We start from the raw sequence: 13,751 nt of genomic DNA, 5'->3' as shown, positions 1-13,751 counted from the left end.
CGACTGACACGCCGCCTTCGCGAGCAAGCCCGCTCTCACATTGTTGATTGCGGTTGTCAGGTGTGGAGGCGCACCCACACACTCACCAACACCGTCGCCGCGATCAACCACGCCACTGCCGCCACGGCGAGTGACGCTTCCAAGCGCATCCGGTCGACCATCACATACAATGTCGCCAAATAGATGAAGTACGGAATGATCGACCACATCCCGAACACGATCGTGGTCTTCAAATCGTCCACCGAACGGCCCTTGCCGACGATGTAATGCGCAATCAACGCAAAGGTCGGAAACAGCGGCACTAACCCTGCGATGTAATAGTTCTTGGTCTTGGCCAGCGCCGCCAAGATCAACACCACTGCCGCGCCAATGGCGGCCTTTAAGAATAGATCCATCAGTGGCTCAACCCGTATTTCTTGACCTTATCGAACAGGGTGGTCTTGGCCATACCCAGTTCCTGGCTGGCCTGGGTCAGGTTGCCACCGCTGCGTTGCAAGGCATCAACCAGCAGGTTGCGCTCGAACGCCTCCACCGCTTCGGTAAAGGCCAGGCCATGGTTGACGTTGCCGTTGCCGCTTTTTTTGAAAGCGGGCAAACCCAGGGCGAACCGCTCGGCGACGTTGCGCAGTTCGCGCACGTTGCCTGGCCAGTCGTGGCTCATCAGGCTCGACACCGTCTGGTTATCCAGCTCCGGCACGCTACGGTCAAAGCGCAGCGACGACTGCTGCAAGAAGTGTTCGAACAATTGCAGGATGTCTTCCCGGCGTTCACGCAGCGGCGGCAGCTCCAGGGTCACTACGTTGAGGCGGTAGTAAAGGTCGCTGCGGAACTGGCTGGCACGGCTCAGTTCGTCGAGGTCGGACTTGGTGGCGGCGATCACTCGGCAATCCACCGCCACGCTCTGGTTTGAACCCAGGCGCTCCAAGGTGCGTTCCTGCAACACCCGCAGCAATTTGATCTGCAGGTTGATCGGCATGCTTTCCACTTCATCGAGAAACAGCGTGCCCTCGTGGGCGTGCTCGATCTTGCCGATGCGCCGCTTGCCGGCGCCGGTAAAGGCGTTGGCTTCGTGGCCGAATATCTCGCTTTCGAACAGGTTCTCTGGCAGGCCGCCGCAGTTCAAGGCGACGAATTGGTGGGAATGGCGCCGGCTGAAATCATGCAGGCAGCGCGCGACCAGTTCCTTGCCGGTACCGGTCTCGCCTTCGATCAGCACGTTGGCCGAGGTGTCGGCGACGTTGGCGATTAGCTCGCGCAGGGTCTGCATGGCCGGGGAGCGGCCGATGATGCGACCTTCCAGGGAGTCGCGCTCAGCCAGTTGGCGGCGCAACGACCACACCTCTCGCGCCAGCGCGCGTTGTTCCAGGGCACGGCGGGCGACGTCGACCAGGCGCTCGGGCGAGAAGGGTTTTTCCATGAAGTCGTAGGCGCCGTTGCGCATGGCACCGACGGCCATCGAGATATCGCCATGGCCGGTGATGAGCACCACCGGCAGGCTTTTGTCCAAGGCCTTGAGGCGGGTCAACAGCTCCAGCCCGTCGATGCCCGGCAGGCGAATATCGCTGATGACGATACCGGCAAAGTTTTCGCCGATGCGCTTGAGGGCCTCTTCGGCACTGCCTACGCCCTCACTGGGAATGTCTTCCAGCGCCAGTGCTTGCTGGCAGCCGAGCAGCACATGGGGGTCGTCTTCGACGATCAGAACGGTGAGGTCGTCTTTAGAGGCGGTAGCGTCTGTATTCATGTCGACTCAGCTTTTTGGGTGCCTGCCAGCGGCAAGCACAAGACAAAGGCAGTACCACCGCTGGCGGGGTGTTCCACGGCGAGGTTGCCGCCGGTGGCCGCAGCGAGACTGGCGGAAAGCGTCAGGCCGAGGCCCAGGCCCTGTTCGCCAGGTTTGGTGGTGAAGAACGGTTCGAATAGATGTTTGCGGGTTTCGGGAGCAATACCATGGCCGTTATCGCGCACGTGCAGGCGGTACTTACCCTCAAACATGTGGCCGTCCAGCCACAGTTCGGGGGCCGGTTGTGCTTGCATCGCGTCGAGGGCGTTGCCGATCAGGTTAAGCAGGATCTGCTCCAGGCGCGTCTGGTCGATCTGCAACTGAGCGTTGGCGAAGTCGCGGTGCACGGTCAACGGTAGGCCGTCCAGGCGTGCACTGAGCACCTGAAACGCCGCGTCCACGGCTTTACCGAGGCTGGCTTCGCCCTGGTCATCGCCGCGTCGGGCAAAGGAGCGCAGGCTGGCGGTGATGCGGCCCATACGGTCGATCAGTTCGTTGATGGTCTTGAGGTTGGCGCTGGCGGTATCGAGGGCACCGCGTTCGAGGAAACGTACGGTGTTACCCGACAGCGTGCGCAGCGCCGCCAGCGGCTGGTTCAATTCATGCGCGATGCTGGTCGACATCTGGCCGATGGCGGCGAGTTTGCCGGCCTGCACCAACTCGTCCTGGGCGCGGCGCAAGGTTTCTTCGGCCTGGCGCCGTTCGCGAATCTGGCCCTTGAGCCGTTCATTGCTGGCACGCAGGTCGGCGGTGCGTTCGGCAATCCGACGTTCCAGCTGGCTGTTGGCTTCCTGCAAGGCTTCCCGCGCGGCGAGGCGGGTGGCGATGACCTTGCGCCGCTCGTTCCAGGCGATCAGCAAAAACGCGACCAGGCCAAACGCGACGGCCACCAGAATGCCCTGGTTGATCGCCGCGCGGCGCAGGTCATTGAGCGGGGTGAGCAGGGTGAAATTCCACGGTGTGTCGTTAAGCGGGCGGGTTTGTGCGAGGTAGCTGACCGCGTGCTCGTCGTTGACCACTTCGCTGTTGGCCGGAAAGGTCAGCTTTTCGGTGCCCTCATTGAGTCGCTCACGGGCCAGCGGCTCCAGTTCGTTAAGCGTCGCCCAGTAATATTGCAGGCTGTGGGCCAGGCGTTCTTTGGTGTCGTCGCTCAGCGGGCGCACGGCCTTGAGCCGGCGAGCCGGGTCGCTGGAGAGGATGATGATGCCGTTCTCATCGCTTACAAACGCTTCGAGGCGGGCGCGCTGCCAGCGTTCTTCCAGCGCTTCAAGACGCACCTTGACCACCGCGACGCCAATGATCTTGCCGTGCTCTTCCAGGCCATGGGCCAAGTAGTAGCCGGGTTCGCCGTTGGTGCTGCCGATGCCATAGAAGCGTCCCGGCTGGCCGCGTACGGCGTTCTGGAAATAGGCGCGAAAGGACAGGTCCTCACCCTGATAACTGTCGGCATCGCGCCAGTTACTGGTGGCCAGCACGCGGCCGGTGGTGTCCATCACGTAGATGGCCCGACTGCGACTGCGCCGGTTCAGGCCTTCGAGGTAATCGTTGACGGTCTTGCGGGTTTCCTGGTTTGGGTCGGCAAGCAGCGTGGAGACGCTGGATTCCAGTTCCAGAAGGCTTGGCAGGTAGGTGTATTTGCTCAGTTCGCTTTCGACGGTGCGCGCGTGCAACTCCAACTGGCGTTCGCCGTTGTCGCTGAGGGTGCGGATGCCGTAGTACTCACTGACCCAGAAGCCGATATAACCCAAGCCGATCATCAGGGCGATAATCAACGGCGGCAGGAACAGTTGGCGAATCAGACGAGGTCTCACGGCAAGTGATGGCGGTGCGGCGCGAAATTGGTTGGGGTCGCATTTCATCACAGATGCCTTGGGTCAACCAGAGCTTGCCAGCCCTGGCACGAACCTGTTTGTGTGGGAGCCGGGCTTTTGTGGGAGCCGGGCTTGCCCGCGATGCAGACGCCTCGGTATCACAGGGGCACCGAGGTGATGCCATCGCAGGCAAGCCAGCTCCCACACAGGCCCGCTCCCAAATGGGCGCGGTTTCCACAGTGGAAGCTATATAGGGCTTAGTGCTGCAGGATTTTCTCAAGGAAGTGCTGCGCGCGCTCGGAGCGGGCACTGATGTCGCCGAAGAACTCCTCTTTCGGGCAGTCTTCGATGATCTTGCCAGCGTCCATGAAGATCACGCGGTCGGCCACTTTGCGGGCAAAGCCCATTTCGTGGGTCACGCACATCATGGTCATGCCTTCCTGGGCCAGTTGCACCATCACGTCGAGCACTTCGTTGACCATTTCCGGGTCCAGCGCCGAGGTCGGTTCGTCGAACAGCATGACGATCGGGTCCATGGCCAGTGCGCGGGCAATCGCCACACGTTGTTGCTGGCCGCCGGACAATTGGCCCGGGTGCTTGTGGGCGTGCGCCGACAGGCCGACGCGCTCCAGCAGTTGCAAGCCTTTCTTAGTAGCCTCTTCCTTGCTGCGGCCGAGTACCTTGACCTGCGCAATGGTCAGGTTTTCGGTGATGGTCAAGTGCGGGAACAGCTCGAAGTGCTGGAACACCATGCCCACGCGCGAACGCAGTTTCGGCAGGTTGGTCTTCGGGTCGGCGATGGAGGTGCCATCCACTACCACGTCGCCCTTCTGGAACGGTTCCAGTGCGTTGACGCACTTGATCAGGGTGGATTTACCCGAGCCGGACGGCCCGCACACCACGATCACTTCGCCTTTTTTAACCTCGGTGCTGCAATCGGTCAGCACCTGGAAGTCGCCATACCACTTGTTGATATTCTTGATAGAGATCATACGGCAAACCTTTTTTGCAGACGCTTGACCAGCAGCGAGGCGGAAAAGCTGATGATGAAGTAGACGACACCGGCGAAGATCAGGAACTCATTGGAGCGGCCAATGATGTCGCCGTTGGAGCGGGCGGAGTTGAGGAAGTCCACCAAGCCCACGGTGTAAACCAGCGAGGTGTCCTGGAACAGGATGATCGACTGCTGCAGCAGCAACGGGGTCATCTTGCGGAACGCCTGGGGCAGGATGATCAGACGCATGGTCTGGCCATAGGTCATGCCCATCGCTTGTGCGGCGGCCATCTGGCCCTTGGGGATCGACTGCACGCCAGCCCGCACGATTTCACAGAAGTACGCGGCTTCGAACATCATGAAGGCCACGACGCAGGAGGCGAACGCACCGATCGGGGTGTCTTCGCCGGTAATCCAGCGCAACACGAACGGCACCGCCAGGTAGAACCACGTGATCACCAACAGCAGTGGGATCGAACGGAAGTAGTTCACATAGGCGCCAGCCAAGCGCGACAACAGTTTGCTCGACGACAGGCGCATCAGCGCCAGGATCGTACCCAGGATGATGCCGCCGACCACGCCCATGACCATCAACTGCAAGGTCATGACCATGCCGTTCCACAGGCCCGGGATGGCGGGGATGATGCCGCTGAAATCAAATTCCATTATTTACCCCCCACGGAGATCAGGCCGGGCACCGCGACTTTCTTCTCGATCACGCGCATCAACAACATCAGGCTCATGTTCAGGGTGAAGTAGATCAGCGTGGCCAGGGTGAAGGCTTCAAACAGGTTGGCCGAGAACTCGGCGGTCTGTTTGGTTTGCGCCAGCAACTCCATCAAGCCGATCAAGGACGCCACGGAGGAGTTCTTGAACACGTTGAGGAATTCCGAGGTAAGCGGCGGAATGATGATGCGGTAAGCCTGGGGCAGCAGCACATTCCAGTAAATCTGCGGCAGCTTGAAGCCCATGGCGCGTGCAGCGGATTCCTGGCCACGTGGCAGCGCCTGGATGCCGGTACGCACTTGTTCACACACACGGGCTGCGGTGAACAGGCCCAGGCACACAACAACGCTCAGGTAGGCCGAGGTGGTCGGGTTGAGGTCTTGTTTGTACCAGTCCTGCAGGTTTTGCGGCAGCAGATCGGGTATCAGGAAGTACCAGATAAACAGTTGAACCAGCAGCGGCACGTTACGAAACAGTTCCACGTAGCAGGTCGCGATGCCCGATACGATGCGGTTTGGCACGGTGCGCATGACGCCCAGAATGGACCCCAGCAACAAGGCGATAATCCATGCCACAACAGCGATGGCGATGGTCCAGCCCAAGCCGGCGATGTACCAGTCGAGATAAGTCTCGCTGCCCACGCCAGTGGACTTGAAGAACACGCCCCAGTCCCAGTTGTAATTCATTAGGGTCTCCCCTCAAGATCGATCGATGTACAAGCACCCGCTTGGAGGAGATCCTTTCCAGCCCGACGTTGAACGTCAGGCACACGCGATCGGCTCGAAAACCGCCAGGTCGAGTGTTCCAAATTAAAGCAAGCAGGTAGTAACAGACACCTGAGGGAGGGTTGGCTCCCTCAGGGCATAAGCTTAGTCAGGTATCAGATTTTTACGTCAGGCGCTGGTTTGTCGCTTGGGTTAGCGATCAGCTCCTTAACCTTTTCGCTCATCGGGAAGTTCAGGTTCAGGCCTTTTGGTGGAATCGGGCTCTCGAACCATTTGCTGTAGATCTTGTTGATCTCGCCGGATTTGTACAGGCCGACGATGGCGTCATCCACGGCTTTCTTGAAGGCTGGGTCGTTTTTACGCACCATGCACGCGTAGGCTTCGAAGGACTGTGGAGTACCGGTGATGACCCAGTCATCCGGCTTCTTGGCCTTGGCTTCTTCACCGGCCAGCAGGGCGTCGTCCATCATGAAGGCGACAGCGCGGCCGCTTTCCAGCATCTGGAAGGATTCGCCATGGTCTTTGGCGGAGATGACGTTCATGCCCATCTGCTTGTCGGCGTTCATCGCTTTGATGATGCGCTCGGACGTGGTGCCGGCGGTGGTCACGACGTTTTTGCCTTTCAGGTCGGCGAAGTCGGCGTAGGACGGCTTGCCATCCTTGTCTTTCTTAACCAGCAGACGGGTGCCGATTTCGAAGATGTTGACGGTGAAATCAACTTGCTGGGCGCGTTCGGCGTTGTTGGTGGTCGAGCCGCACTCGAGGTCCGCGGTGCCGTTCTGGATCAGCGGGATACGAGTTTGCGAGGTGACCAGGTTGTAATTGGTCTTGAGATCGGGTTTGTTCAGGTCTTTTTTCAGGGCTTCAACGACAGCCAACTGAACGTCGTGGGAGTAGCCCACGGGTTTGCCCGAACCATCCGCGATGTAGGAAAACGGAATGGAGCTGTCGCGGTGAGCGAGAGTGATGGTGCCGGAGTCGTTGATTTTCTTCAGTGTGCCGGTGAGTTCGGCGGCGAAAACTGGAGTGCTGATCAGAGCAGCAGCGATAGCTGCGCCCAAGATATGGGGAACGATACGCATCAATACTTCCTCGACATTTGTTTTTTTTATGAAGCCGGCTAAAACGGCTCTCTTGTACAGCGAATGCCCGAAACGGCTCCTGAAGCGTCTCAGGCAATCGTCAGGGAGTGTAGAGCATGAGTCGTGCCATACCCGGAATAAAAGGCTATATGATTGATTTATATGGAGATTAATTTTGTGTTACGGGAAGGTTTTAGCTGTTTGGTCCGGCAAACCGAATGGTTCTGGGTATGGTGTTCGGAAAACCGAATCGGTGTGGCGGAGGAGAGTGTCTATCCGTTGCTGCGGTAACGATGGCTATCGGTTGCGCTCTTGCAGCGGGTCACTTTTGGAAAAGAGCTCGGAATGCCTGTCCAGCCAAAGGGACTTTTCATCGCATCGGGCACGATGCCAAAGGCCATGAAGTAATGCACAAGCAATTCAATCGCAATCGCTTGCCTGAGTTCGCGGCACACTGAAGCCCTGGACCATCGTGATGGCGTCCTGCGGCGGCTCACACTGGCTTGCCAGGACGCTCATGTCTCTCGGACACAAGGCGTAAAAAAGCCCCTGGACCTTTCGGTGCAGGGGCTTTCCATTACGGTTTGATCAAGCCGCTTCAATTTTTGCGCGGTTCTGCTCAACTTTGGACAGGTAACGCTGCACGTTGTCCTGTTCTTGCGCGGTGGTGAACAGGCCCAGTTTGGTACGGCGCCACAGCACGTCCTGCGGTTGCGTCGCCCATTCTTCGGCGCACAGGTAATCGACTTCGCGGGTGTACAAACCGCCACCCAAGTGGTCGCCCAAGTCCGCCAGCGATTGCACGCCTTCCAGCAGGCGCCAGGTGCGGCTGCCGTAGGTGGTGGACCAACGGCGGGCGATCTCGCTTGGCACCCAGTCGAACTTGGCGCGGATAGCCTCGGCCAACGCCTCTGGCGTGGTCATGTCTTCGCCGCCCGGCAGGCAGGCTTTTGCCGTCCAGCTTGGGCGCATCTGTGTGAAATACGGTGCCAGTTGCGCCATCGCCGACTCGGCGAGTTTGCGGTAGGTGGTCAGCTTGCCGCCGAACACCGACAGAATTGGCGCCTCGCCCGTGCCGCCGGACAGCGACAGGGTGTAATCGCGAGTGATGGCCGACGGGTTGTCCGATTCGTCGTTGCACAACGGGCGCACGCCGGAGTAGGTGTGGACGATGTCGTCACGGCTCAACTGCTTCTTGAAGTGGGCATTCACCACGTTGAGCATGTAGTCGGTTTCACCTTCGGTAATCGCCACTTTCGCTGGGTCGCCGGTGTATTCACGGTCGGTGGTGCCGATGATGGTCAGGTGGTTCAGGTACGGAATAGTGAAGACGATGCGCTGGTCTTCGTTCTGCAGGATGTGCGCGTGGGCACCTTCGTACAGTTTCGGCACGATCAGGTGGCTGCCTTGGATCAAGCGGATGCCGTAAGGCGAATCCAGCTTCAGGTCTTCCTTGATGAACTTGGCGACCCATGGGCCGGCAGCGTTCACCAGTGCTCGGGCACGGATCGAAAACAGGCTGCCGTCGGCGCGTTCCATGTTCATTTCCCACATGCCGTTGCTGCGGTGTGCGCTGATGCAACGGGTCTGGGTGTGGATATGCGCGCCTTTTTCGCGGGCGGCCATGGCGTTGAGTACGACCAAGCGGGCGTCATCGACCCAGCAGTCGGAGTATTCGAAGCCTTTGGTGATTTCGCTTTTCAGCGGGCTGTCGGGACCAAACTTGAGGCTTTTGGAGCCGGCGAGTTTTTCGCGCTTGCCCAAGTGGTCATACAGGAACAGGCCGGCGCGGATCATCCATGCCGGGCGCAAGTGCGGGCGGTGCGGCAACACGAAGCGCATCTGCTTGACGATGTGCGGTGCTTTGCCCAGCAGCACTTCACGTTCGGCCAGGGCTTCGCGCACCAGGCGGAATTCGTAATGCTCGAGGTAACGCAGGCCTCCGTGGATCAGCTTGCTGCTCGCGGAGGAGGTGTGGCTGGCCAAGTCGTCCTTTTCGCAAAGGAATACCGACAAACCGCGCCCGGCTGCGTCTGCTGCAATGCCGACGCCGTTGATCCCGCCACCGATTACGGCAACGTCATAGACTTCGGCAAGCGGTGGAGCAGGCAAGGTGGAAGGGTTCATCGGCTAGCCTCGCGATTTATTCGTCTTGGAATTCGAACATTAATGTTCATTTGCGAAAATGGTAGCTGATAAACGCGCGCACAGCCACCCAACTTCGATTGAAAAAACTCATCGAAGGGCGGGAAAAGGAAAATTTGTGAACATGAGCCTGGGGGAAGGCTCTAGAAATGTGGTGTCGGGTCCATCGCCATCGCGGGCAAGCCCGGCTCCCGCAGTTGAAACCATTGCAATGTGGGAGCCGGGCTTGCCGGCGATGGCGGCGGAGCAGGCGCTAAACTACTTCCAGCCTGACCTTATGCTCATTCAACAACTGCACCAACGCTGGCACTGGCTGCTGATCGGTCACCAAGCAGTCCACCAGACTGATCGGCCCCAAGCGAATCATGGCATTGCGCCCGAATTTGCTTGAGTCCGCCGCAAGGATCACTTTGCGCGCATTGGCAATAATCGCTTGGGAAACCCGCACTTCCTGATAATCAAAGTCGAGCAAACTGCCGTCTTCATCAATACCGCTGATGCCCACCAGCGCAAAGTCGACTTTGAACTGGTTGATAAAGTCGACACTCGCCTGGCCGACCACACCGCCATCACGGCGCACGTTGCCGCCGGTCAGCAACACGTCGAAGTCGTCCTTGGCACTGAGCATGGTCGCGACGTTGAGGTTGTTGGTGATGATTTTCAGGTGGTTGTGATTGAGCAGCGCACGCGCGATCGATTCGGTCGTGGTGCCGATATTGATAAACAGCGAGGCGTGATCAGGGATTTGCGCGGCAATGGCTTCGCCGATGCGTTGTTTCTCATCGCGCATCTGGTCGGCACGCATGGCGTACGCGGTGTTCTCGACACTGGAGTCATAGGCCGCACCGCCGTGGTAGCGGCGCAGCAGGTTGGCGTCCGCCAGTTGGTTGATATCGCGGCGGATGGTTTGCGGGGTGACAACGAATAGCTGCGCCATCTCCTCGATGCTGACGTAACCGCGTTCGCGGACCAGTTCGAGGATTTGTTGCTGGCGGGGAGGCAGATTCATGGGGCGTCCTTTGGGCTGCCGTACAAAAGTGGCCCATGATGACGCAGCAAGCGGCTCCCCGCCAGTTACAACCCTATGAGGGTCCGGCGCTTGGCTTATTCAGCGCCTTCGTGCGGTTCCCAATCGCGGGTGCGGCTCACCGCTTTTTGCCAGCCGGCATAGAGTTTCTCTTTGGTGGCTTCATCCAGCGTTGGTTCGAATTCGCGCTCGATCACCGCTTTGCCGCGCAATTCGTCCAGGCTGCCCCAGAAACCACAGGCCAGGCCTGCCAGGTATGCCGCGCCGAGCGCGGTGGTCTCGCGCATTTGCGGGCGCTCGACCTGGGTGCCAAGGATGTCGGCTTGGAATTGCATCAGGAAGTTGTTGGCCACCGCGCCACCGTCCACGCGCAGGGCTTTGAGGCGCTCGCCCGAGTCCTGTTGCATGGCGTCCAATACGTCGCGGGTCTGGTAGGCAATCGACTCCAGGGCTGCACGAATAATGTGATCCACGCGTACGCCACGGGTCAGGCCGAACAGCGCGCCACGGGCATACGGGTCCCAATACGGAGCGCCCAGGCCGGTAAAGGCCGGGACCAGGTACACACCGTTGCTGTCCTTGACCTTGCCCGCGAAGTATTCAGTGTCGGTGGCGTCGGCGATGATCTTCAGCTCATCACGCAGCCACTGCACGGTGGAACCACCGTTGAACACGGCGCCTTCCAGTGCGTAGGCCACTTCGCCGCGTGGGCCGCAGGCGATGGTGGTGAGCATGCCGTGTTGGGATTTGACGGCTTTGTCGCCGGTGTTCATCAGTAGGAAGCAGCCGGTGCCGTAGGTGTTCTTGGCTTGGCCGGCTTCGACGCACATTTGGCCGAACAGGGCGGCTTGCTGGTCACCGGCGATGCCGCCGATAGCGATGCCGCTTTTGGTGCGGCCGTAGATTTGCGAAGACGACTTAACTTCTGGCAGCATCTCGCGCGGCACGTCGAGAATCTCCAGCATCTTCGCATCCCACTCCAGGGTGTGGATGTTGAAGAGCATGGTGCGCGAGGCGTTGGTGTAGTCGGTGACGTGGGTTTTGCCGCCGGTAAATTTCCAGATCAGCCAGCTGTCGATGGTGCCGAACAGCAGTTCGCCTTTGCGCGCACGCTCGCGGCTGCCTTCGACGTTGTCGAGTATCCACTTGAGCTTGGTGCCGGAGAAGTACGGGTCGGTAACCAGGCCGGTGGTGTCGTTGATGTATTGCTCGTGGCCGTCGCGCTTGAGCTGCTGGCAGATCTCGGTGCTGCGGCGGCACTGCCAGACGATCGCGTTGTAGATCGGGCGACCGGTAATCTTGTCCCAGACCACGGTGGTTTCACGCTGGTTGGTGATACCGATGGCGGCGACTTGGTCATGGTGCAGGCCGGCTTGTGCCAGGGCCTCGACCATCACCGCGCTTTGGGTGGCGAAGATTTCCATCGGGTCATGTTCAACCCAGCCGGCTTGCGGGTAATGCTGGGTGAATTCACGCTGGGCGGTGCAGACCACGTTGGCGTCACGGTCGAAGATGATCGCGCGGGAACTGGTGGTGCCCTGATCGAGGGCAATGATGTAGTTCTTATTCTGAATGTCGGTCATGTCGATTGCCTTAGACGGAAAATAAGGAAGTAAGGAATCAGCCTGGGCCGCAAAGAGGCAGTGCGGACCAGGCCGGCGGTATCAGGAAATACGCGTTTTGCCGTTGACAGCCGTGTCAGTTGTTTCTTCAGCGATAGCAGGTGCGGCGCTCGGCAGATGGCGGGCAATCAGCCCGCGATAGGCCGCAGCACCGAGGCACGCGCCGACAATCGGCGCGAAAATCGGAATCAGGAAGTAAGGAATATCGCGACCGCCGGTAAAGGCCATTTCACCCCAGCCGGCGAAAAAGGTCATCAGCTTGGGTCCAAAATCCCGTGCCGGGTTCATCGCAAAGCCGGTCAGCGGGCCCATGGCGCTGCCGATCACGGCGATCAACAGGCCAATCAGCAGTGGGGCCAACGGGCCACGTGGCAGGCCATTGTTATCGTCGGTGAGCGCCATGATCACGCCCATCAGGATGGCGGTGATGACCATTTCCACCAAGAACGCCTGGGCGGTGCTCAGCAGGGCATGCGGGTAGGTGGAAAACACCGATGCCAACTCCAGGCTGGCCTGGGAGCCGCGCACCATATGGTGGGTTTGTTCGTAATCGAAAAAAAGATTGCTGTACAGCGTGTACACCAACGCGGCGGAACAGAAGGCGCCGGCGACTTGGGCGAGGATATAGAAGGGCAGTTTGCGCTTTTCGAAATCGGCAAAGAGGCACAGGGCGATACTCACCGCCGGGTTGAGGTGAGCCCCGGAGATACCGGCGCTCAGGTAGATCGCCATGCTCACGCCGATCCCCCAGATGATACTGATTTCCCACAACCCAAAGCTGGCTCCCGCGACCTTGAGCGCAGCGACACATCCTGTACCGAAGAAGATCAGAAGCGCAGTCCCCAAAAATTCGGCCATGCATTGACTCGAAAGTGAAGGCTGTTGAAGAGCAGTTGTCATGGAAAACCTCGATTGTTGTTCTTGTTTGGCGCGCGGCCTCAACGGGCTGTTGCGCGATTTTCACCGTGGCGTGGATCCCCGTCCAAGTCACGGTTTACCGCTGGAGTACTGCAGCTCTATTCCTACAGTATTCGGAAACGAAAAAATATAGACAAGAATGACGGCTGTCAAAGGTCGAAAGTGAACCATTGGTCATTTTCAAACTATTAGTCTCATGAATGATCATGGTTGTCTCGACCACTGCGTATTGCGGGAGGGCCGCACTAGAGCGTTTTGAATGGGCTTGGCCTAGAATTGCATCTCTGTTTGCCATGCCTGGAGTAGCCATGACACCCGCATTGGACCTGTTGAAAAAAGTTCGCGCCGAACATCACATCCACAGTTACGAACATGATCCCAAGGCGACGTCCTATGGCCTGGAGGCCGCAGAGAAATTGGGGCTCGACCCTGCGCAGGTGTTTAAGACCTTGCTGGCTAGCAGTGAGAAAGGCGAATTGTTGGTGGCGGTGGTGCCGGTCGTCGGAAGTCTGGATTTAAAGGCGTTGGCGCATGCGGCGGGGGTAAAAAAAGTTGAGATGGCTGACCCGGTAGCGGCGCAACGCTCTACGGGTTACCTGTTGGGTGGCATCAGCCCGTTGGGGCAGAAGAAGCGTCTGCGCACGTTCATCGACGAGACGGCGCAACCGTTCGCGACCATTTTTGTGAGTGCCGGGAGGAGGGGGTTGGAAGTTGAACTGCCGGCGGCGGTGCTGGCTGAGCATACCCAGGCTAAATTTGCGCCGATTGGTCGGGTGTGAAACTCGCATTTTGAATGCGACGAGATCTAATGTGTGGGGCTTGCTCGCGAAAGCGATGGTTCAGTAACGAATTCGTTAACTGACATTCCGCATTCGCGCGCAAGCCCGCTCCCACATTTTGATCTGGTTTCGTCAGTGA

The 13,751-nt window shown here is 59.2% G+C and carries 12 protein-coding genes and 1 pseudogene; 2 read left to right on the top strand and 11 right to left on the bottom strand.

Annotation, left to right across the window (positions count from 1 at the left end):
- Positions 1 to 56: 56 nt before the first annotated feature.
- From E0F99_RS03205 to E0F99_RS03175, 7 genes are all read right to left on the bottom strand, one after another.
- Positions 57 to 395, bottom strand: coding sequence for a GlpM family protein (locus E0F99_RS03205; RefSeq protein ID WP_083359920.1), 339 nt, complete (start codon positions 393 to 395; stop codon positions 57 to 59).
- Complete coding sequence (gene aauR, locus E0F99_RS03200) at positions 395 to 1,744, bottom strand: two-component response regulator AauR (protein ID WP_083359919.1); 1,350 nt, start codon at positions 1,742 to 1,744, stop codon at positions 395 to 397. Before aauR ends, E0F99_RS03205 begins: the two co-directional genes overlap by 1 nt.
- Positions 1,741 to 3,642 (bottom strand): two-component sensor histidine kinase AauS, encoded by a 1,902-nt coding sequence (aauS, locus tag E0F99_RS03195; RefSeq protein WP_083359918.1) that lies wholly within the window; start codon positions 3,640 to 3,642, stop codon positions 1,741 to 1,743. The genes aauR and aauS overlap by 4 nt, the downstream gene beginning before the upstream one ends.
- A 209-nt stretch (positions 3,643 to 3,851) precedes the next feature.
- Positions 3,852 to 4,586 carry an amino acid ABC transporter ATP-binding protein gene (locus E0F99_RS03190; RefSeq protein ID WP_083359917.1) on the bottom strand — a complete coding sequence of 245 codons (735 nt, stop codon included), beginning with the start codon at positions 4,584 to 4,586 and terminating at the stop codon, positions 3,852 to 3,854.
- Positions 4,583 to 5,254: an ABC transporter permease subunit gene (locus E0F99_RS03185; RefSeq protein WP_083359916.1), complete on the bottom strand. Its 672-nt coding sequence runs from the start codon at positions 5,252 to 5,254 to the stop codon at positions 4,583 to 4,585. The genes E0F99_RS03190 and E0F99_RS03185 overlap by 4 nt, the downstream gene beginning before the upstream one ends.
- Positions 5,254 to 6,000: an amino acid ABC transporter permease gene (locus tag E0F99_RS03180; RefSeq protein ID WP_083359915.1), complete on the bottom strand. Its 747-nt coding sequence runs from the start codon at positions 5,998 to 6,000 to the stop codon at positions 5,254 to 5,256. The genes E0F99_RS03185 and E0F99_RS03180 overlap by 1 nt, the downstream gene beginning before the upstream one ends.
- Before the next feature lie 194 nt (positions 6,001 to 6,194).
- A complete protein-coding gene (locus E0F99_RS03175) occupies positions 6,195 to 7,121 on the bottom strand; it encodes a glutamate/aspartate ABC transporter substrate-binding protein (protein ID WP_083359914.1) in 927 nt (308 codons plus the stop codon).
- A gap of 299 nt (positions 7,122 to 7,420) precedes the next feature.
- Here E0F99_RS03175 and E0F99_RS03170 point away from each other — a divergent pair.
- Positions 7,421 to 7,656 (top strand): annotated as a pseudogene (locus E0F99_RS03170) (hypothetical protein); the annotation flags it as partial.
- Between the two features lie 53 nt (positions 7,657 to 7,709).
- On the opposite strand, the gene glpD reads toward E0F99_RS03170, so the two are convergent.
- From glpD to E0F99_RS03150, 4 genes are all read right to left on the bottom strand, one after another.
- Positions 7,710 to 9,248, bottom strand: a complete 1,539-nt coding sequence (gene glpD, locus E0F99_RS03165) for a glycerol-3-phosphate dehydrogenase (RefSeq protein ID WP_083359913.1) — start codon at positions 9,246 to 9,248, stop codon at positions 7,710 to 7,712.
- A gap of 271 nt (positions 9,249 to 9,519) precedes the next feature.
- Positions 9,520 to 10,275: a DeoR/GlpR family transcriptional regulator gene (locus E0F99_RS03160; protein ID WP_049709759.1), complete on the bottom strand. Its 756-nt coding sequence runs from the start codon at positions 10,273 to 10,275 to the stop codon at positions 9,520 to 9,522.
- Positions 10,276 to 10,370: 95 nt separating this feature from the next.
- The gene (gene glpK, locus E0F99_RS03155) at positions 10,371 to 11,876 is read right to left on the bottom strand and encodes a glycerol kinase GlpK (protein WP_083359912.1); all 1,506 of its coding nucleotides are present in this window, start codon (positions 11,874 to 11,876) and stop codon (positions 10,371 to 10,373) included.
- Between the two features lie 81 nt (positions 11,877 to 11,957).
- Positions 11,958 to 12,815: an MIP/aquaporin family protein gene (locus E0F99_RS03150; protein ID WP_083359911.1), complete on the bottom strand. Its 858-nt coding sequence runs from the start codon at positions 12,813 to 12,815 to the stop codon at positions 11,958 to 11,960.
- Between the two features lie 326 nt (positions 12,816 to 13,141).
- On the opposite strand from E0F99_RS03150, the gene ybaK reads away from it, so the two are divergent.
- Positions 13,142 to 13,612, top strand: coding sequence for a Cys-tRNA(Pro) deacylase (gene ybaK / locus E0F99_RS03145; protein WP_083359910.1), 471 nt, complete (start codon positions 13,142 to 13,144; stop codon positions 13,610 to 13,612).
- The last annotated feature ends 139 nt before the right edge of the window (positions 13,613 to 13,751 follow it).

It is taken from the genome of Pseudomonas antarctica (assembly GCF_900624995.1).
In the GTDB taxonomy this organism is placed as follows: Bacteria; Pseudomonadota; Gammaproteobacteria; order Pseudomonadales; family Pseudomonadaceae; genus Aquipseudomonas; species Aquipseudomonas antarctica.
Note: the sequence above shows the minus strand (reverse complement) of the source record. Positions and strands in the feature narration are given on the sequence as shown.

What these genes read in the sequence shown, in the direction of transcription:
- E0F99_RS03205 (WP_083359920.1), bottom strand. Translation starts at nt 395, where the DNA reads ATGGATCTATTCTTAAAGGCCGCCATTGGCGCGGCAGTGGTGTTGATC.
- aauR (WP_083359919.1), bottom strand. Translation starts at nt 1,744, where the DNA reads ATGAATACAGACGCTACCGCCTCTAAAGACGACCTCACCGTTCTGATC.
- aauS (WP_083359918.1), bottom strand. Translation starts at nt 3,642, where the DNA reads ATGAAATGCGACCCCAACCAATTTCGCGCCGCACCGCCATCACTTGCC.
- E0F99_RS03190 (WP_083359917.1), bottom strand. Translation starts at nt 4,586, where the DNA reads ATGATCTCTATCAAGAATATCAACAAGTGGTATGGCGACTTCCAGGTG.
- E0F99_RS03185 (WP_083359916.1), bottom strand. Translation starts at nt 5,254, where the DNA reads ATGGAATTTGATTTCAGCGGCATCATCCCCGCCATCCCGGGCCTGTGG.
- E0F99_RS03180 (WP_083359915.1), bottom strand. Translation starts at nt 6,000, where the DNA reads ATGAATTACAACTGGGACTGGGGCGTGTTCTTCAAGTCCACTGGCGTG.
- E0F99_RS03175 (WP_083359914.1), bottom strand. Translation starts at nt 7,121, where the DNA reads ATGCGTATCGTTCCCCATATCTTGGGCGCAGCTATCGCTGCTGCTCTG.
- glpD (WP_083359913.1), bottom strand. Translation starts at nt 9,248, where the DNA reads ATGAACCCTTCCACCTTGCCTGCTCCACCGCTTGCCGAAGTCTATGAC.
- E0F99_RS03160 (WP_049709759.1), bottom strand. Translation starts at nt 10,275, where the DNA reads ATGAATCTGCCTCCCCGCCAGCAACAAATCCTCGAACTGGTCCGCGAA.
- glpK (WP_083359912.1), bottom strand. Translation starts at nt 11,876, where the DNA reads ATGACCGACATTCAGAATAAGAACTACATCATTGCCCTCGATCAGGGC.
- E0F99_RS03150 (WP_083359911.1), bottom strand. Translation starts at nt 12,815, where the DNA reads ATGACAACTGCTCTTCAACAGCCTTCACTTTCGAGTCAATGCATGGCC.
- ybaK (WP_083359910.1), top strand. Translation starts at nt 13,142, where the DNA reads ATGACACCCGCATTGGACCTGTTGAAAAAAGTTCGCGCCGAACATCAC.